Origin of the sequence: Hymenobacter yonginensis (genome assembly GCF_027625995.1) — a bacterium.
Classification (GTDB): Bacteria; Bacteroidota; Bacteroidia; order Cytophagales; family Hymenobacteraceae; genus Hymenobacter; species Hymenobacter yonginensis.
Genome location: NZ_CP115396.1, coordinates 4,613,844 through 4,632,495, shown reverse-complemented (window position 1 = coordinate 4,632,495; position 18,652 = coordinate 4,613,844). Strand labels below are relative to the sequence as shown.

Genomic DNA, 18,652 nt, shown 5'->3' with positions numbered 1-18,652 from the left:
GCGAGATGCTCCGCTCTGCATGACGTTCTAATCTACATGACGGGCTGTTTACTCTTCGCTGTAAGCCCAGTCGATGCCGGCTTTGGTATCCTTCACCACGATGCCCTGGGTTTTGAGGGCCGCGCGGATCTGGTCTACTTTGTCGTAGGCCTTGGTGGCTTTGGCTTCCTGGTAGAACTCCAGCGTGAGGCTGAGCAGGTCTTCGGCGCTGGCGCGGGGTTCGTCCACGAGGCCCAGCACATCGGCTACCAGCGTCTGGTAGGCGTCGGTGGCTTCCTGCAGCGCGGCGGCGCTGACCGTGGCCAGCGTGGCCGGGTTAGCGTGGAAGCCGTTGAGCTTACGCAGCAGATTGAACAGGCTGGCAATGGCGCGGGCCGTGTTCAGGTCGTCGTTCAAACCCACAAAGCAATCCTGCACCAGCTTGCGCAGCTCGGCGTCGGCGGTGGTGGTGTCGGGCACCTTGCCCTCGGCCACGGGCGCCACCGTGCGCGCCTTGATAACGTCCGACGAGAGGCTGGCTTCGCGCAGCTTATCCAGCAGGCGCAGGCCGTTCATCAGCTTGCGGTAGCCTTTGCGGGCCGCCTGCAGGCCTTCGTCGGTGATATCCACAGTGCTGCGGTAGTGGGCCTGCAGCAGGAAGAAGCGCACCGTCATGGGCGAGTAGGCCTGCGCCAGCGTGGCGTTGGTGCCTTCAAACAGCTGGCTCATGGTGATGAAGTTGCCAACAGCCTTGCTCATCTTGGCGCCGTTCACCGTAATCATGTTGTTGTGCATCCACACCTGCGCCTCGTTGGTGGGGTGGTTGCAGGCCTGGCTCTGGGCTATTTCGCACTCGTGGTGCGGAAACATCAAATCCAGCCCGCCGCCGTGGATGTCGAACTCGGCGCCGAGGTACTTGCGGCTCATAGCCGAGCACTCCAGGTGCCAGCCCGGAAACCCGTCGCTCCAGGGTGAAGCCCAGCGCATCAGGTGGCGCTCATCGGCGCGTTTCCAGAGGGCAAAATCCAGCGGGCTGCGTTTTTCTTCCTGGCCGGCGAGGTTGTCGCGCGAGCCAGCCAGCAGCTCTTCCACCACGCGGTTGGAGAGCTTGCCATAGTTGCGGCCGGCGGCGTTGTAAGCGGGCACATCAAAGTACACCGAGCCGTTGGACTCGTAGCCGAAGCCGTTGTCGATGATCTGCTGCACCATCTCAATCTGCTCGATGATGTGGCCGCTGGCGCGGGGCGTGATATCGGGCGGCAGGCAGCCCAGGGCCGTCATATGGGCCTGGTAGAGGTTGGCGAACTGCTCGGCCACCTGCATAGGCTCCAACTGCTGGGCGCGGGCGCGCTTGCTGATCTTGTCTTCGCCCTCGTCGGCGTCGCCTTCGAGGTGGCCTACGTCGGTGATGTTGCGCACGTAGCGCACCGTGTAGCCGAGGTGGCGCAGGTAGCGCGTCAGCACATCAAACACCACCGGCCCGCGGGCGTTGCCCACGTGGGCCTCGCTGTACACGGTCGGGCCGCAGAGGTACACCCCCACGAAGGGCGCGTGCAGGGGTTCGAACGGGGCTTTGCGGCGGGTAAGCGTATTATAAAGCGAAAGAGGGTGCTGCATAGCCGCAAAGGTAATCAGGTTGGTGAGGTGATGAAGTAATGAAGTGATGGGGTGACAGGTGAGTGTCAGGTTAGAACGTCATTCCGAGCATCGCGAGGAATCTCGCGTGCTGAAGTTGCAACGGTAATCAGGCGTCAGCAAGCGAGATGCTTCGGCTGCGCCTCTGCATGACGTTCAACCATTCACCTCATCACCCCATCACCCCATCACTTTTCAACCAACCGATACGTGGCCAGCGTCGGAAAGTGGTCGGAGTACGGAATTTCGTAGTGCACCCAGAACTCATCCACCTGCCACTCGGGGCCGGCAAACTGGTTGTCGATGCGGACGAAGGGCAGGCGGCCGTTGTAGGTGGCGCCCACGCCGTTGCCCACGGTAGCCCAGGCATTCTGGAACCGGTCGGCCAGCTGGTCGTAGCTGTAGCTATAGGGCAGGTCGTTGAGGTCGGCGCAGAGCAGCAGCGGGTAGGGGCTGCGCTCGAAGCGCTGCACCAGCGTATCCACCTGCCAGCTGCGGGCCACCAGCCCGCGCTTGAAGCGGCGCAGCAGCCCCAGGCCCTTCTTCTTCAGGCCCGACTTGCTGGAGTAGCTGTCCACGATGTCCTGCTCGTCCATGCTCATGCTCTGCAGGTGGAAGTTGAACACCCGGATAGTGTCGCCGGAGGGCAGGCGCAGGTCGGCCCACATGGCGTGGTTCTGGCTGAGCTTGCCAAACTGCACGGTGCCGCGCCGCAGCATGGGGTAGCGCGAGAAGATGGCCATGCCGAACTCGGAGCCGGCCCCGTTGGTGAGGGTCTTGGACAGAAACGCCTGCCGCCCGCTCCGCTCCCCAATCCGCTCCACGGCGTTGAACACGTTTTTCTCACGGCTCGTGGACGTGCGCGGCTCGTTGTAGAACTCCTGCAGACACACGATTTCGGCGGGGCTGTCGGCCAGCCACTGAATCATCTTTTTCGAGGAGCTCAAGTCTTTATCGCGCAGCTGCGGATACACGTTGAAGATGCGCACGTTGGCGCTCAGCACCCGCACCCGCGGGCCGGCCGTGCTGTCGGCAGCCAGCGGGGCTAGGCGCAGCGGATGCACCGCCAGCCCGCGCTGAAAATGCGGCCACGTGAGCACCGCTATTCCGATAGGCAACGCCGCCACCCGCCAGTTGCGCAGCACCCAGTAGAAGGCAGCCACCAGGTTGAGGGCTAGCGCCACGGGCAGCGTGAGGGCCCCGAAAGCCGCCGGCCAGAAGGTATAGGCCGGTATCTGCACGCAGGCAATGGCCGCGAGCAGCCAGCCAATCAGGAGCAGGGTGCAGGTGAAAGCAAACGAACGACGCACGGCAGAAGCAAGCCGGCTGAGTGGCCGGGGGTGAGACTACAAAGGTAAGCGGAACCCGGCTAGGCTCCGGGCCCGATTCTTGCGCACGTTTCGGGCCCTGCTTTTCGTTGTACTTTTAGTTTCGGCTTTACCACTACGCTATGCTCCTTTCTACATTCCGGGTTCTTACATTCAGCACCTTACTGGCCGCGCTGCCGGCCCTGGCTGCCCGCCCCCCGCAGGCCGTACCCACCGAGAAGGCCTCGCTGGAATTCATCGAAAACAAAGGCCAGTGGGACGCTGCCACCCGCTACGGCGCCCAACTGCCCAGCGGCCAGCTGTTCGTGGGGCCAGCCGGCTTCACCTACAGCTTCCTCGACCCCGCCGCCCTGCGCCGCCACGCCCACCACGGCGCCGAAACCGAGACCCTGCCCACGGCCACCGACGACAACCTGCGCGGCCACGCCTATTCGGTGTCGTTTGAGGGAGCCAGCCCCGCCCCCGACCTGACCGGCGAAGACGGGACGGCAGCGCCTTACAACTACTTCCAGGGCTCCGACCCGCACCACTGGGCCAGCAATGCCCGCGGCTTCCGGCGGGTGCGCTACCAGAACCTGTACCCCGGCATCGGGGCCGTAGTCTACGAAAACACGCAGCAGCAACTGGAATACGACTTTCTGGTGGCTCCCAACAGCAAGCCCGCCGCCATCCGGCTGCGCTACACCGGCCTCGACAAGCTCAGCCTTAGTCCCGACGGCAGCCTGCTGGTGCAAACGTCTATTGGCCACCTCACCGAGCAGGCCCCCAAAGCCTGGCAGACCGACGCCCGCGGCCAGCGCGTGGCCGTACCGTGCGCCTTCGTGCTGCAGGGTACCACAGTCAGCTTCCGACTGGGCCAGTACGACCGGCGCCGCCCGCTCGTCATCGACCCGACCGTTATCTTCTCGTCGTTTACCGGCTCCACGGCCGACAACTGGGGCTTCACGGCCACTTATGACGCGCAGGGTAATATGTACTCGGGCGGCGTGGTGTTTGCGGCCGGCTACCCCTCCACGCTGGGTTCGTTTCAGACTACGTTTGCCGGCGCCACCGACGTTGGCATTATCAAATACAATACCGCCGTCAGCGGCTCCACGGCGCGCCTCTACGCCACCTACCTGGGCGGCACCAGCATGGACGCCCCCCATAGCATGGTCGTGAATCCGCGCGGTGAGCTGGTGATATTGGGCACTACCGGCTCTGCCAACTTCCCGGTTTCAACTGGCTGCTACGATACCAGCCACAATGGAGGGCCGTCCGTCAGGCCTTCCAACATGAGTTCGGCCACTTATTCAAATGGCGTTGATTTGTTTATTGCCAAGCTGTCGGCCAATGGCAGCGTGCTTACCGGCAGCACCTTCCTGGGGGGTTCGGGCAGCGACGGCTACCTAGCGAGCGAGCGGCTTGGCAACTCACCGGTGGTCAACTACGGCGACCCATACCGTGGCGACGTGACCGTAGACAGCGACGGCAACGTGTATCTGGCGTCCGTTACGAACAGCCTGAACTTCCCGGCCGGCACCGGCTTCCGCAGCAGCTACCAGGGCGGTACCTCCGACGGCATCGTGGCCAAGCTTTCGGCTGATCTGCGCACGCTCGTGTGGGCCACTTATTTGGGCGGCAACAGCGCCGATGCAGCGTATTCTCTGCAGGTAGATGCCACGCGCGGGGTATACGTGGCGGGCGGCACCACCAGCACCAACTTCCCCGTTACGCCGGGCGCCTACCTCACCACGTTTCAGGGCGTTACGGACGGCTTTATCACGCACCTGAACAGCACCGGCACCGCGCTGCTACAAAGCAGCTTCGCCGGCAGCTCTGCCTATGACCAAGCCTTCTTTGTGGAATTGGATGCGGCCAACAACGCCTATCTGCTGGGCCAGACCCAGGGCAACCTGCCCATGACGGCGGGGCTTTACGGCGTAACCAACGGCCGCCAGTTCATCCAGAAACTCAACCCTACGCTATCCAGCAGTCTGTACTACACTCGTTTCGGCAGCGGCCGCACCCTCTTCCCCGACATTTCGCTCACGGCCTTTCTGGTGGATGACTGCGAGCGAATTTACATCAGTGGCTGGGGCGGCTCCGTCAACGATGCCAGCGGCAGCGGCACCACATTCCTGCCCGTCACGCCCAACGCCATCCAGCCCACCACCGACGGCTCCGACTTCTACCTGGCCCAGTTCCGCCCCGGCATGACGGCTCTGGAATACGCCACCTTCTACGGTGAGCGGGGCGGCCGCAGCGGCGAGCATGTGGACGGCGGCACCTCGCGCTTCGACAAGAAAGGTGTGGTGTATCAGGCCGTATGCGGCGGCTGCGGCGGCTCATCAGGCTTCCCGATGCCGCCGGGCGCCAACACCTACTCCACCACCAACCGCAGCACCAACTGCAACAACGCGGCCTTCAAAATCGACTTCGGCATCGTCACCGCCGACCCTGGCCCGAACCGCTACGTGTGCGTGGGCAGCGCGCCCATCACGCTGGGCGGCAGCCCCGCCGGCGGCACTTGGACCGGTCCCGGCGTCACGGCCCTGGCCGGCGGCGGCTACCAGTTCACGCCCACTCCGGCGCGGCTGGGAGTAAACATCCTCACCTACTCAGTGGCTTCCACCGGCACCTGCGTCAGCACCCGGCCGTTGCGCGTCACGGTCACGCCGGAGCGGCCCGTGACGGTGGCGCCACTGCCGCCGCGCTGCGTCAACTCGGGCAGTGTGGCTCTCACGGCCACGCCGCTGGGCGGCACGTTCAGCGGACCGGGCGTGTCGGGCAGCATCTTCAACCCCACCGTGGCCGGCGTCGGCACGCACACCATCCGCTACGCCATTTCTGATACGCTGGGCTGCGGCGTCGGCACCCAGACGGTGGTGGTAAGCCTGGTACCGGAAGTACGCGCCGGCCGCGACACTACTCTGTGTGCCGACCAGATGGCTCCTTTCCAGCTTCGCGGTATGACCCCGGCCGGTGGTACCTGGAGCGGCACCGGCGTCACGCCGGGCGGCCTGTTCACGCCACCCAACACCAACAACCGCGGCGGCATTTTCCCGCTGCGCTACACTTACTCGCAGAACGGCTGCGAAAACGTGGCGGTCCGGACGGTGCTGCTAGCGCCCACTTCCTCGGCCAATGCCCCCCTCAACCTGCCCGTGTGCTCGGCCTCGCCGCGCTACGCCGGCCTAGCACCCTTCAACTGCGAGTTTGAGCCTGCCTTGGCTGGTGGCACCTACGACTGGGACTTCGGCGACGGTTCACCGCACGGCACCACCGCCAATCCCACGCACCTCTACGAGCAGCCCGGCACCTACACCGTCCGGCTCACGGCGCGGTACTCCAACTGCGTCGTCGAAACAGCCTTCTCGCCGCTGGAAGTGGGCGAAATGAAGGTCCCCAACATCATCACCCCCAACCGCGACTCGCTCAACGACACGTTCAAGCCCCTGTTCAGCTGCAAGCCCACCCGCCTGCAGATCTTCAACCGCTGGGGCACGCTGGTCTACGAAACCCAGGACTACCACAACAACTGGGGCGGCGAAAACCTGCCCGAAGGCACCTACTATTACCTCCTACGCGACACCGAAAATCGCCGCGCCAAAGGCTGGGTGGAAATCACGCGGTGAATTCTGGTGATAAGGTGATGAGGTTATGGGGTGAATCGTGACAGGTGACAGGTGACAAAGGAAGAACGTCATTCCGAGCGGAGCGAGGAATCTCGCGTGCTGAGTTGGGACGACCCGGATTAGCCCGCAGGCGAGATTCCTCGCTCCGCTCGGAATGACGTTCTTCCTTTGTCACCTCATCACCCCATCACCCCCATCACCTAGCCCCTACTTGCTTTCGGCGGTTAATCCTAGTATATTTGCGCAGTATTCTGATTGTGAAGAGGGGACGTAGCGTCCCCTCTTTCTTTTATCACCCGGTTCAAGACCCGATGAATTTCGATCAACACCGCATCGACGAGATGCTCCAGGATAGCCTTACCGGTTTCGACCTGTTCGTGGTAGACCTGAGCGTATCCGACGCCATCCGGCCCAAAATCACCGTCACGCTCGATAGTGAGCAGGGCCTGGGCATAGACGAGTGCGCCAAAGTGAGCCGCCGGCTGGCTAAGCGCATCGACGAAGCCTACGGCGAAGATGCTGCCTACTCGCTGGAAGTCACCTCCCCCGGTGCCGACCAGCCCCTCACCGACCCGCGCCAGTACACCCGGCACGTGGGCCGCACCTTCAGCCTGAAGCTGGCCGACGGCACCGAAAAAACCGGTACCCTGGAAGCCATTGAGGCCGAAGGGCTGCAGCTGGCCGAGGTGATTAAGGAGAAAAGCAAAACCAAAACGCTGCCCGCCGCACTCGTGCCGTTTGCCAGCATTGCGGAAGCGCGGATCGTCATTTCGTTTAAGTAACACGGACTTAATAGCTTGTCAGACCAGCCGTTGTCTTTTTTCGTAAAAGAAAGCCAGCCACCTTTTCTGCAGCAATTCAACAATTCAACAGTTTAAATCAGATGAACAGCAACGTCCTGATTGAATCGTTTGCCGAATTCGCCCGGAGCAAAAACATCGACCGTCCCACGATGATGAGCATCCTCGAAGACGTGTTCCGGACCATGATTCGCAAAAAGTACACCGATGACGCCAACTTCGACGTCATTCTCAACGTGGACAAGGGCGACCTGGAAATCTACCGCAACCGCGAAATCGTGGACGATGACTCGGAGGATATCTGGGACCACGACAAAATTCCGCTGGCTGAGGCGCAGAAAATCGAGCCCGACTTCGAAGTAGGCGAGCAGGTGACGGAAGAGGTGAAGCTGGAAGACTTCGGCCGCCGCGCCGTGCTCATGGCCCGCCAGACGCTGATTCAGCGCGTGAAGGACCTGGAGCGCGACCACCTCTATCAGACCTACAAAGACCAGGTGGGTGAAATCATCGCTGGCGAAGTCTATCAGGTATGGAGCCGCGAGGCCCTCATCCTCGACAAAGACGAAAACGAGCTGGTGCTGCCCAAAGGCGAGCAGATCCCGAAGGACCGCTACCGCAAGGGCGACTCCGTACGGGCAGTGGTGCACAAGGTGGAAATCATCAACGGCACGCCCAAAATCATCCTGTCGCGCGCGGCGCCTGCTTTCCTCGAGCGGTTGTTCGAGCAGGAGGTGCCCGAGATTTATGATGGCCTGATCACCATCAAAAACATCGTGCGCGAGCCCGGCGAGCGGGCCAAAGTAGCCGTAGAAAGCTACGACGACCGTATCGACCCGGTAGGTGCCTGCGTAGGCATGAAAGGCTCCCGGATTCACGCCGTAGTGCGTGAGCTGGAAAACGAGAACATCGACGTCATCAACTACACCGACAACCTGGAGCTCTACATTGCGCGGGCCCTGTCGCCGGCCAAGCTCACGTCGATGAAAATAAACGAACAAACCGGCCGGGTTTCGGTGTTCTTGAAGCCCGACCAGGTTTCACTGGCCATCGGCCGGGGCGGCGCCAACATCAAGCTGGCCTCGCGGCTGGTGGGCATGGAAATCGACGTGTTCCGGGATGCCGGCGACTACGAAGAAGACATTGCCCTCGATGAATTCTCGGATGAGCTCGAAGCCTGGATCATCGACGAGCTCAAGAAAATTGGCCTCGACACCGGGCGCGCCGTATTGGCCGTAAGCAAAGAAGACATCGTGCGCCGCACGGAGCTGGAAGAGGAAACTGTAGAAGACGTTTTCCGCGTCATCCGCAACGAATTTGAAGGCGAAGAAGAGAGCACCGACGAAGCAGAAACCTCCACTGCCAGCGACAACGCGCAATGAGCGCGCGGGCTTCGGCCCGGCAAAGGCGTTAAATCGGGCCAGCCGGCCTGCTTTAACACCGTAACACCGGCTGGCACCATTTAATATAGTACCTTTGCACCAAGATAAGAGTATCGTTCGCGAGCATAGAATGGCGGAAGCAGCAACCAAACGGCTTAGTCAGGCAGCCAAAGACCTGAACGTTGGCATGTCCACGATAGTGGAAACACTAACGAAAAAGGGATTTCCGGTAGAAAACAAGCCCACAACCAAGCTCACTCCCGAGCAGGTAGCGTTGCTGGACAAGGAATTTGCGTCTTCAGCCCAGGACAAGCTGGAGGCCGCTAAGCTCAGCCAGGCCAAGCGCCAAAGCGAGCTGGAAGCGGCTGCCCATGCCCGTCCGGCTGAGCCCGCTGCCCCGAAAGCCCCGGCTCCCAAGCCCGTAGAAGCTCCTGCCCCCGCTCCGGTGGCAGCGGCTCCGGTTGCTGCGCCCGTAGTGGCCGCCGCCCCAGCCCCACAGCCTACTGAGGAAGCGCCCAAGGTGCCCGGCCTCAAAGTGCTGGGCAAGCTGGAGCTGGATGCCAAAGGCCGGCCCATGGCGCCCCGCCCCGCTGCTCCTGCAGCCCCGGTGGCCGCCGCTACGCCACCGGCCCCTGTTGCGGCTTCGGCCCCCAAGCCAGTTGAAGCTCCGGTTGCTGAAACCAAGCCGGCCCCGGCCGCTCCGGTGGCAGCCCCAGCTCCTGCTCCGGCCCCCAAACCTGTTGAAACCCCTGCCCCGGCGCCTACTCCGGTAGCAGCGGCGCCTGCGCCAGCCCCAGTAGCACCCGAGCCCGCTAAGGCTCCGGTTGCTGAAGCTCCGGCTGCAGCCCCCGCTCCTACTCCAGCCCCACAGCCTGCTCCGGCAGCTCCTGCTCCAGTAGCGGCTACTCCGGCACCTGCCGCGGCAGCGCCTGCGGAGCCTACTGCTCCTGCAGAGGAGCCGGCCGGCACCATTGTAGCCAAAGCCGACCAGCTGAAAGGCCTGACGGTATTGGGCAAGATTGAACTACCGCTCGATTCGTCGCGGCGTGGTGGGCGCGGTGCCCGCCCCGTGGCGTCCTCCGACGTGCGCAAAAGCGGCCTGGCTGCTGACAAGAAGAAGCGCCAGCGTCTGCCTGGCCCGGGAGGTGCTACCCAGCCGGGCTCGGCTAACCAGGGCACCCAGCAAGGTAGCGGTGGCTACCAGGGCAACCGCCCGGCAGGTGGCCCCGGCCAGCGCCCCGGTGGTGGCCCCGGCCAACGCCCCGGCGGCCCAGGTCAGCGCCCCGGTGGCCCCGGCCAGCGCACGCAGCCAACCGTTCCGCTCACGCCCGAGCAGAACGACAAGCAGATTCAGGAGCAGATCAAGGCTACGCTGGCCAAGCTCAGCGGCGGCCGTGGTGGCAACAATAACAACCGTGCTAAGTACCGCCGCGACAAGCGGGCTGGTGTAGCCGAGGACCGCGAGGCCCAGCGCGCGCAAAACGAGCTGGACGCCAAAACCCTCAAAGTAACCGAGTTCATTTCCGCCAACGACCTGGCGTCGCTGATGGACGTGTCGGTGAACGAGATTATCAAGGTCTGCCTGAACATGGGCATGTTCGTGTCCATCAACCAGCGCCTCGACGCCGAAGCCATTACCGTTATTGCCGATGAGTTCGGCTACGACGTGGAATTCCTGTCGGCTGAGGAAGAGGACACGGTGGTGGAAATCACCGACAACGAAGAGGATCTGCAGCCGCGCGCTCCGATTGTGACCATCATGGGCCACGTCGACCACGGCAAGACCTCGCTGCTTGACTACATCCGCAACGCCAGCGTGGCCAAAGGCGAAGCCGGCGGTATCACGCAGCACATCGGCGCCTACGATGTAATGACCAAGTCGGGCAAGCGCGTAACCTTCCTGGATACGCCGGGTCACGAAGCCTTTACGGCCATGCGTGCCCGTGGTGCCAAGATTACGGACATTGCCATCATTGTGGTAGCTGCCGACGACTCGGTGATGCCACAAACCAAAGAGGCCATCAACCACGCGCAAGCCGCTGGTGTTCCGATTGTAATTGCCCTCAACAAAATCGATAAGCCTGGCGCTAACCCCGACAAAGTCCGTGAGGAGCTGTCGGTGATCAACGTACTGGTGGAAGAATGGGGCGGTAAGTACCAGAGCCAGGAAGTATCGGCCAAAACCGGTCTGGGCATCGACGACCTGCTGGAGAAAGTCCTGCTGGAAGCCGAGATTCTGGAACTGAAAGCCAACCCGGACCGCAACGCCGTGGGTGCCGTTATTGAAGCTTCGCTCGACAAGGGCCGGGGCTACGTAACTACCATCCTGGTACAGACGGGCACCATGAAAGTGGGCGACATCGTGCTGGCTGGTCCGCACTTCGGCCGCGTGAAGGCCATGACCGACCACCGCGGTAAGAAAATGAAAACCGCCGGCCCGGCTACTCCGGTGCAGGTACTTGGTCTGACCGGGGCCCCACAGGCCGGCGACAAGATCCAGGTGATGGAAACTGAGCGCGAAGCCCGCGAGCTGGCCACCCAGCGTCAGCAGCTGGCCCGCGAGCAGAGCATGCGCACTAAGAAGCATATCACCCTCGACGAGATTGGTCGCCGTCTGGCTATCGGTTCGTTCAAGGAGCTGAATGTGATTGTGAAAGGCGACGTGGATGGCTCGGTGGAAGCACTGGCCGACTCGCTACTGAAGCTGAGCACGCCAGAAGTGGCCGTGAACATCCTCAGCAAGAGCGTGGGTGCCATCTCGGAATCCGACGTGTTGCTGGCTTCGGCCTCCGACGCAATCATCATCGGTTTCCAGGTGCGGCCGTCGCAGAGCGCCCGCAAGCTGGCCGAGCAGGAGCAGATCGACATCCGCCTCTACTCGATCATCTACAACGCCATCAACGAGGTGAAGGATGCCATGGAAGGCATGCTGGCCCCGACGGTGAAAGATGTAGTGGTAGCCAACGCCGAGATTCGCCAGGTATTCAACATCACCAAAGTGGGCGCCATTGGTGGCTGCATGGTGACGGACGGTACTTTCACCCGCAAAACCAAAGTGCGGCTTGTTCGCAACGGCATTGTGGTGTACTCGGGCGAAATCAAAGACCTTAAGCGCTACAAAGACGATGTGTCGGAAGTACGCCAGGGCTACGAGTGCGGTATCTCGCTTAAGAATTTCGATGACCTCCAGGAAGGTGACAACATCGAAGGCTTCGAAGAACAGGAAGTGAAACGGACGCTGTAAGCAGCCTCCCGATTTCAATGAAAAGGCCCCTACTGCGTGCAGTAGGGGCCTTTTCGTTTGTATCTGGTAACACGTCACATCATCATGCTATTGATCTCACCTGCAGAGGAAACTATTTTAGCATCATAAATAGATTGAATTGCACCTAAGATCAGTCAGCAGACAGCCCCGATCCTGCTCCCCTATACCCTACCCGCCATGAACCGTTTAGGACTTCTTCTGGTCTGCGCCGAATTAGGGTTATTGGCCGCCTGTGGGCAGCTACAAGAGGCACGCAGCCGCTACACTACCGCCAGCAGTAGCATTCGGGCCGCCCGCCACGTGGGAGCGGCGATAAGAAGGCAACAGCGGCAACACGCCGCCCGCATGGCCCACGGCGATACCACCTCGCTGCCGTATCAAGAGCTGGCGCGTTACCTACCGGCTAGGTTAGCCAGCTTCGAGGCAGTGGGCGAGCCGAAGGGCGAATCCGTCAGCCTGCATGGCATCAACTATTCCACCTGCGAGCGGCACTACCGCCACGGTAGCCAGCGCCTGAAGGTGCGGCTGGTAGACTACAACGGCGCTAACGCCCTGTACGCCGGCACTACGGCCATGCTATCGGCGGGCTTTGCGCAGGAAGATGATGCGCAACTCATGCGGAGCTTCGACCTGGGGGTGGGCAACATCCGGGGGTGGGAGACGCTGCAGAAGAAAGAGCGCAAAGCCAGCGTAGCCCTGGGCGTAGGCGACCGTTTTTTTGTGGCCGTGGAATCGGACGGGCAGAACAACACAGATTTCGTGAAGCAAGTCGCCCGCACTATTGACCTGAATGCGTTGGCTAAGCTGTAGTGGCTTCTGCTGTTTTGTTTCACCTCTTTATTTGTCGCGCTATGCCTGCCCCCTCCTACTCACTAGCACCTGTTGCCAGACGCCACACATTCATGCCAGTGCCCGTGTGCTACCTGTCGCTGAACGGAAGCCGCGAGGCTAGCACACCGGCCCTGCCCGGCCCCGGCTGGGACCCCGCCAAACGCCAGCTTTCGTAGCGGGCAGGCCCAATACTTAGTTCTTCTTTGGCTGCATCGGGAGCGAACGGTGGTCTCGAAACAGCTAAAGATGCAAAAAGCCCCGACGCTTTGCGACGGGGCTTTTTTGTGTGGTATCTATCTGCCAGCTATGGCCTTGCGGCGGCTTAGAAAAACAGAAATTTCTTTTTCTTCTTGTGTGTCAGCGGCTTGCCTTTGGGGTCGATGCCGGGCGCCGGGCGTCCCTGCCCTTTCTTCATCATGGCATTGCGGGTGTGCTTGCCGGCTTTGAACTTACGTACCGTGAAGCCGCCGGCGCCCTTCTCATACTGGCGGGCGGGCCCGGAGGCGCGGCCGAAGCTGGTGTTGGCGGAGCCGCCGCCAGCGCGGGCCTCCAGCAGCTCTACCTGCTGGTCGCGCTTGGCGTCGTCCGGGTTCATGTTCATGCGGCGCTGCATGTTGGCAATGTCGGTGTCCGAAGCTTTGCGCTTGCCTTTGCGCTGCACCTGCTCGTTGGGCTGGCGGCCGGGCGCATCGGGGGCAATAACGGAGCGGGGTGCCTGCGCGGCGGCGGGCTTGCTGAGCAAAGCGGCAGATGCCAGCAGCGAGGTGGCAATAAGTTTTTTCATGCGCTGAAGCAGAAGAAAATCCAAAGGAAAGGGCCGTAATACGCTAGCTGTCAGCTGCGGAGCCATCAGCGCGGCAACGGGCCGGCAGGGAAGTTAGTTCAAATTCCGGGAAACTTACCGGCCCGATGGCCAGTAATGCGGCTCTGCCCCGCGCCCGCCCAAAAAAACCGGCCTCTGCCCTGCCGTGGTGGAGGGCAAAGGCCGGCTTTGCAAAGACGTAGTGACGAGGTGCGGCAAGCCTAGATGCTAGCTGCGGGTGCGCAGCGCGTCGCGGATTTCCATCAGCAGCGCTTGGTCTTTCGTTGGGCCGGGCTCGGCCACGATTACCTCCTGCGGCTTTTTGAAGCGGTTAGCCAGCTTCACAATCCAGAAAATGGCAAAGGCCATCAGCAGGAAGGTGATAACGGCGTTCAGAAACAGGCCGTAGTTGATGGTGGCAGCACCTGCTTTTTTGGCGTCTTCCAGCGTTTTATAGGTGGTGCCGTCGAGGGCCAGAAACCAATCCTTGAAATCCATACCGCCGGTCAGGATGCTGAGCACGGGCATCAGGATATCATCCGTCAGCGAGGTGACGATCTTGCCGAACGCCCCGCCGATAATCACACCCACTGCCAGATCGAGCACGTTGCCCTTGGAAATAAATTCTTTGAATTCTGAGACGAAGCCCATGATTAAGAAGGATTTGGTGGAGAAAACGAGAGAATACCGCAGGCAATATAAGATTTTTACGATCTAACCTCCTGCGGACTTTTCTCAAAGGTAGAAGGCCGGTTTGCCCAGGGTGACGAGGTTTAGCCGGACAGTGGTCAACAAGCGGTGAACCGGGGCACTGCCACGCCGAAGCGTTCAAATACGGATGCGGTTTTGCGCTATCTTTGGGCATCATCTGCGGCCCCACCTACCCTTTCCTTCATGGCTTCTTTCGAAAATCTGCTGGTTGAGCTCGACGCTGAAACCGGCATCCAGACCATCACGCTCAACCGCCCCACCAAGCTCAACGCCCTCAACGCCGCCACGATTACGGAAATCGGGCAGGCCATGCAGCAGGCCCTCAACGACAAGGCCGTGCGGGGCATCATCCTGACCGGCAGCGGCGACAAAGCCTTCGTGGCCGGCGCCGACATTGCCGAGCTGGCTGCCATTCCGAGCGAGGCGCTGGCCCGCCGGGCCTCCGAGCAGGGCCAGGAAGTGTTCTGCATGATTGAGGAAAGCTCCAAACCGGTTATTGCGGCCGTGAACGGGTTTGCGCTGGGTGGCGGCTGCGAGCTGGCCATGGCCTGCCACATGCGCATTGCCTCCGACACGGCGCGCTTCGGGCAGCCGGAAGTGAACCTGGGCCTGATTCCAGGCTACGGCGGCACCCAGCGGCTGGCCCAGCTCATCGGCAAAGGCAAGGCTCTGGAGCTACTGCTGACCGCCGACATGGTGAAGGCTGACGAGGCCCTGCGCCTGGGCCTCGTGAACCACGTGGTGCCCGCCGCCGAACTGCTGACCTTTACGCGGACTCTGCTGAGCCGCATCCTGACGAAAGCGCCCTTGGCCCTCGGCCTGTGCATCGACAGCGTGAATGCGCTGTACTCGGATACGCGCCACGGCTACCAGGTAGAAGCCAACGCCTTCGGGCAGTGCTTTGCGTCCAACGACTTCAAAGAGGGCACCCAGGCATTCCTGGAAAAACGGCCGGCCGCGTTCAAAGGCAATTAGAATCCGAAGGTTGATTGGTACGTCATTCCGAGCGGAGCGAGGAATCTCGCTAGTGTAGTATAATCACCACACTAGCGAGATTCCTCGCTCCGCTCGGAATGACGTTCTTTTGGCAGCGGTTTACCACTTCTTTAAATGAGTGTAGCGAAGAAACTGGCCTCCCAGACGGCCGTGTACGGCATCAGCAGCATTGTGGGCCGGGTGCTCACCTATTTGCTGGTACCGGTGTACACGGCGCGGTTTGCGGCCGCCGACTACGGCATCGTGACGGGGCTGTACGCCTACGTGTCGTTTCTGAACGTGGTGTTTACCTACGGGCTGGAAACCACGTTTTTCCGGTTTGCCAACCGCGCCGGCGCCGACCGCCAGGAGCTCTACAACCGGGTGCTAAGCTTGCTGCTGGTGAGCAGCGTGGTACTGTCGGGGTTGCTGGCCTGGCAGGCAGAGGCATTGCTGCAGCTGCTGGGGCTGCCGGCCGGCCACGAGCGGTACGTGCTGTGGCTGGCGCTGGTGCTGGGCCTCGATGCCGTGGCGGCCATTCCGTTTGCGCAGTTGCGTCTGCGCAACCAGGCGCGGCGCTTTGCCAGCATCCGCATGGCCAGCATCGTGCTGAACGTGGCGCTGAACATGTTCTTCATCGTAGCCTGCCCCGATATCCTGGCTGGCAAATACCTGACGGCGCTGCAGCCGCTGGTGGCCCGCCTCTACGACCCCAGCATTGGCGTGGGCTATGTGTTTCTGGCTAACCTAGCGGCCAGCGCCTTCACGCTGCTGCTGCTGGCGCCGGAGCTGCTGCAGCTGCGGTTCCGGCTGAGTGTGGCGCCGCTGCGGCCGTTGCTCACCTACGCCTACCCCATCATGCTGATGGGTATGGCCGGAATGGTGAACGAAACGCTGGACCGCATCATGCTGCCCTCGTGGCTGCCCGAAGGCTTCTACCCCGGCAAGAGTAGCCTCACGGCGGTGGGCATCTACGGGGCCTGCTACAAGCTGAGTATTTTTATGCAGCTCGTCATTCAGGCGTTCCGTTACGCGGCCGAGCCGTTCTTCTTTTCGCAGAGTTCTGAAAAAAACTCGCCGGCCACGTTTGCTATGGTGCTGAAGTGGTTTACGCTGTGCTGCGCCGTCATTTTTGTGGGCGTGAGTCTGAACCTGGAAATCCTGGGGGAGCAGTTTCTGAAGCGCGCCGAATACCGCGAGGGTATTGCCGTGGTGCCGGTGCTGCTGCTGGCCAACCTGTTTCTGGGCGTCTACTGGAACCTGTCGGTGTGGTTTAAGCTCACCGACAAAACCTACATCGGCACCTACATCGGGGCGGCCGGGGCGGTGCTCACCATTGCCCTCAACTTCCTGCTGATTCCGGTGCTGGGCTACATGGGCTCGGCCATTGCCACGCTGGCCTGCTACTTTATGATGGCGGCCGTGTGCTGGTGGCTGGGCGAGCGGCACTTCCCGGTGCCTTACCCGGTGGCCCGGCTGCTGGGTTGGCTGGCGCTGGCCTCGGGCGTGGTGGCGCTGGGCTGGTTTGTGCCCGTGAGCGGCTACTGGCTGCGCCAGGGCTGGCACCTAGCCCTGTGCGCCGGCTTCGTGGGCCTGATTGTACTCATCGAGAAACCCCAGCGGGTGTTGGGGAAATGAGTTGTCAGTTGTCAGAAATCAACAGGAAGGACTGCCAGCTGACAACTAAAAACCAACAACTACCACAGAAATCTATCTTTGCGGCATGCAACTACCCGTCATCAACCGTTCCAGACACCCACTGCCCGAGTACCAGACGGCCTACGCCGCCGGCCTCGACGTGCGGGCCAACCTGGACGAGCCCGTGGTGCTGAAGCCCTTGCAGCGCGCCCTTATCCCCACGGGCCTGTTCATGGAAATTCCGGTGGGCTACGAAATGCAGGTGCGCCCCCGCAGCGGCCTGGCCTACAAGCATGGTATCGGCATCGTGAACAGCCCCGGCACCATTGATGCCGACTACCGCGGCGAGCTGAAGGTGCTGCTGGTAAACCTCTCCGATACCGACTTTGTGGTGCAGGATGGCGAGCGTATCGCGCAGCTGGTGGTGGCCCGCCATGAGGTGATTGAGTGGCAGCCCGCCGAAACGCTGAGCGAAACGGCGCGCGGTGCCGGCGGCTACGGCAGCACCGGCGTGCAATAAATCCCCCAGGCCTGCCGCTGGCGCGCTACTTTCCTGCGCCATTTGCGTACCGGCTTATTACCCCTTACTCTTCATAAGCAACCCGAAACACTTTCAGACATGAGAATTATCGTTCCGATGGCCGGCATGGGCAAGCGTATGCGCCCGCACACCCTTACCGTTCCCAAGCCGCTTATCCCGATTGCGGGCAAGCCAATTGTACAGCGGCTGGTGGAGGACATTGCCAAAGTGTGCGGCGAGCCGGTGCAGGAAGTGGCCTTCATCATCGGGCGTTTCGGGGCTGAAACCGAGAAGAGCCTGGTGCAGATTGCTGAGTCGGTAGGCGCGAAAGGCACCATCCATTACCAGGACGAGCCGCTGGGCACCGCCCACGCCATCCTGTGCGCCCAAAGCGCCCTGACCGGCCCGGTGGTAGTAGCCTTCGCCGATACCCTGTTCAAGGCTGATTTCACGCTTGATTCCAGCGTACCTGGCACCATCTGGGTGCAGAAAGTAGAAGACCCCAAGCCGTTTGGCGTAGTGAAGCTCAATGAGCAGGGCCAGATTACCGACTTCGTAGAGAAGCCCCAGGAGTTTGTGTCCGACCTCGCCATTATCGGCATCTATTACTTCCAGGACGGCGAGTACCTGCGCAGCGAGCTGCAGTACCTGCTCGACAACGACATCAAGGACAAGGGCGAGTACCAGCTCACCAATGCCCTCGAAAACATGAAGAACAAGGGCACCACATTTGTGCCCGGCCGCGTGACCGAGTGGCTGGACTGCGGCAACAAGGACGCCACCGTCTTCACCAACCAGCGCTACTTGGAGTACCTGCAGGAGCGCGGCGAAAACCTGGTTGCGGAATCTGCCAAGGTCACCAACTCCGTATTGATTCCACCAGTGTACGTGGGCGAAGGCGTTATCATCACCGACTCGGTGGTGGGGCCGCACGTGTCGCTGGGCAACCATTCCAACGTGCGCGCGTCGGTGGTGTCGAACTCCATCGTGCAGACGTCGGCTACAGTGCTGCACGCCAACGTGGCCAACTCCATGATCGGCAACCACGCCACCGTCACGGGCACGCCCGACGACCTGAGCCTGGGCGACTACAATACGCTGCGGGTATGATAATTTCGTAGCCGCTTACGTTACGCAGAAGCCCGGGGCTATTCCGCCGTTTTGGGTACCTT

General features: G+C 61.7%; 13 protein-coding genes. 9 read left to right on the top strand and 4 right to left on the bottom strand.

Annotated elements, in window-relative coordinates:
• Positions 1-48 precede the first annotated feature (48 nt).
• Both cysS and O9Z63_RS19855 read right to left on the bottom strand, forming a co-directional pair.
• Positions 49-1,596, bottom strand: coding sequence for a cysteine--tRNA ligase (gene cysS, locus O9Z63_RS19860; RefSeq protein WP_270127159.1), 1,548 nt, complete (start codon positions 1,594-1,596; stop codon positions 49-51).
• A gap of 206 nt (positions 1,597-1,802) precedes the next feature.
• Positions 1,803-2,924 carry an endonuclease/exonuclease/phosphatase family protein gene (locus tag O9Z63_RS19855; protein ID WP_270127158.1) on the bottom strand — a complete coding sequence of 374 codons (1,122 nt, stop codon included), beginning with the start codon at positions 2,922-2,924 and terminating at the stop codon, positions 1,803-1,805.
• A gap of 140 nt (positions 2,925-3,064) precedes the next feature.
• Between O9Z63_RS19855 and O9Z63_RS19850 the strand changes: the two genes are divergently transcribed.
• The 5 genes from O9Z63_RS19850 (at position 3,065) to O9Z63_RS19830 (ending at position 12,813) form a co-directional block, all read left to right on the top strand.
• Positions 3,065-6,559 carry a DUF7948 domain-containing protein gene (locus O9Z63_RS19850; RefSeq protein ID WP_270127157.1) on the top strand — a complete coding sequence of 1,165 codons (3,495 nt, stop codon included), beginning with the start codon at positions 3,065-3,067 and terminating at the stop codon, positions 6,557-6,559.
• Positions 6,560-6,870: 311 nt separating this feature from the next.
• Entirely contained in the window at positions 6,871-7,341 is a 471-nt protein-coding gene (locus O9Z63_RS19845; RefSeq protein ID WP_270127156.1) for a ribosome maturation factor RimP, read from the top strand.
• Positions 7,342-7,442: 101 nt separating this feature from the next.
• Positions 7,443-8,738 carry a transcription termination factor NusA gene (nusA, locus tag O9Z63_RS19840; protein WP_270127155.1) on the top strand — a complete coding sequence of 432 codons (1,296 nt, stop codon included), beginning with the start codon at positions 7,443-7,445 and terminating at the stop codon, positions 8,736-8,738.
• Between the two features lie 130 nt (positions 8,739-8,868).
• Complete coding sequence (infB, locus tag O9Z63_RS19835; protein ID WP_270127153.1) at positions 8,869-11,982, top strand: translation initiation factor IF-2; 3,114 nt, start codon at positions 8,869-8,871, stop codon at positions 11,980-11,982.
• Positions 11,983-12,348: 366 nt separating this feature from the next.
• Positions 12,349-12,813 carry a hypothetical protein gene (locus O9Z63_RS19830; RefSeq protein WP_270127152.1) on the top strand — a complete coding sequence of 155 codons (465 nt, stop codon included), beginning with the start codon at positions 12,349-12,351 and terminating at the stop codon, positions 12,811-12,813.
• A gap of 343 nt (positions 12,814-13,156) precedes the next feature.
• On the opposite strand, the gene O9Z63_RS19825 is transcribed toward O9Z63_RS19830, so the two are convergent.
• Both O9Z63_RS19825 and mscL read right to left on the bottom strand, forming a co-directional pair.
• Positions 13,157-13,618 carry a hypothetical protein gene (locus O9Z63_RS19825; RefSeq protein ID WP_270127151.1) on the bottom strand — a complete coding sequence of 154 codons (462 nt, stop codon included), beginning with the start codon at positions 13,616-13,618 and terminating at the stop codon, positions 13,157-13,159.
• A 246-nt stretch (positions 13,619-13,864) separates the two neighbouring features.
• Entirely contained in the window at positions 13,865-14,287 is a 423-nt protein-coding gene (gene mscL, locus O9Z63_RS19820; RefSeq protein ID WP_270127150.1) for a large conductance mechanosensitive channel protein MscL, read from the bottom strand.
• Between the two features lie 243 nt (positions 14,288-14,530).
• On the opposite strand from mscL, the gene O9Z63_RS19815 reads away from it, so the two are divergent.
• The 4 genes from O9Z63_RS19815 (at position 14,531) to O9Z63_RS19800 (ending at position 18,590) form a co-directional block, all read left to right on the top strand.
• A complete protein-coding gene (locus O9Z63_RS19815) occupies positions 14,531-15,322 on the top strand; it encodes an enoyl-CoA hydratase/isomerase family protein (protein ID WP_270127149.1) in 792 nt (263 codons plus the stop codon).
• A 135-nt stretch (positions 15,323-15,457) separates the two neighbouring features.
• Positions 15,458-16,960 (top strand): oligosaccharide flippase family protein, encoded by a 1,503-nt coding sequence (locus O9Z63_RS19810; RefSeq protein ID WP_270127148.1) that lies wholly within the window; start codon positions 15,458-15,460, stop codon positions 16,958-16,960.
• 85 nt (positions 16,961-17,045) lie between these two features.
• Complete coding sequence (gene dut / locus O9Z63_RS19805) at positions 17,046-17,480, top strand: dUTP diphosphatase (protein WP_270127147.1); 435 nt, start codon at positions 17,046-17,048, stop codon at positions 17,478-17,480.
• A gap of 99 nt (positions 17,481-17,579) precedes the next feature.
• Positions 17,580-18,590, top strand: coding sequence for a sugar nucleotidyltransferase (locus O9Z63_RS19800; RefSeq protein WP_270127145.1), 1,011 nt, complete (start codon positions 17,580-17,582; stop codon positions 18,588-18,590).
• Positions 18,591-18,652 lie beyond the last annotated feature (62 nt).

Coding starts and splice junctions, on each gene's coding strand:
- cysS (WP_270127159.1), bottom strand. CDS start 1,596: ATGCAGCACCCTCTTTCGCTTTATAATACGCTTACCCGCCGCAAAGCC.
- O9Z63_RS19850 (WP_270127157.1), top strand. CDS start 3,065: ATGCTCCTTTCTACATTCCGGGTTCTTACATTCAGCACCTTACTGGCC.
- O9Z63_RS19845 (WP_270127156.1), top strand. CDS start 6,871: ATGAATTTCGATCAACACCGCATCGACGAGATGCTCCAGGATAGCCTT.
- nusA (WP_270127155.1), top strand. CDS start 7,443: ATGAACAGCAACGTCCTGATTGAATCGTTTGCCGAATTCGCCCGGAGC.
- infB (WP_270127153.1), top strand. CDS start 8,869: ATGGCGGAAGCAGCAACCAAACGGCTTAGTCAGGCAGCCAAAGACCTG.
- O9Z63_RS19830 (WP_270127152.1), top strand. CDS start 12,349: ATGGCCCACGGCGATACCACCTCGCTGCCGTATCAAGAGCTGGCGCGT.
- O9Z63_RS19825 (WP_270127151.1), bottom strand. CDS start 13,618: ATGAAAAAACTTATTGCCACCTCGCTGCTGGCATCTGCCGCTTTGCTC.
- mscL (WP_270127150.1), bottom strand. CDS start 14,287: ATGGGCTTCGTCTCAGAATTCAAAGAATTTATTTCCAAGGGCAACGTG.
- O9Z63_RS19815 (WP_270127149.1), top strand. CDS start 14,531: ATGGCTTCTTTCGAAAATCTGCTGGTTGAGCTCGACGCTGAAACCGGC.
- O9Z63_RS19810 (WP_270127148.1), top strand. CDS start 15,458: ATGAGTGTAGCGAAGAAACTGGCCTCCCAGACGGCCGTGTACGGCATC.
- dut (WP_270127147.1), top strand. CDS start 17,046: ATGCAACTACCCGTCATCAACCGTTCCAGACACCCACTGCCCGAGTAC.
- O9Z63_RS19800 (WP_270127145.1), top strand. CDS start 17,580: ATGAGAATTATCGTTCCGATGGCCGGCATGGGCAAGCGTATGCGCCCG.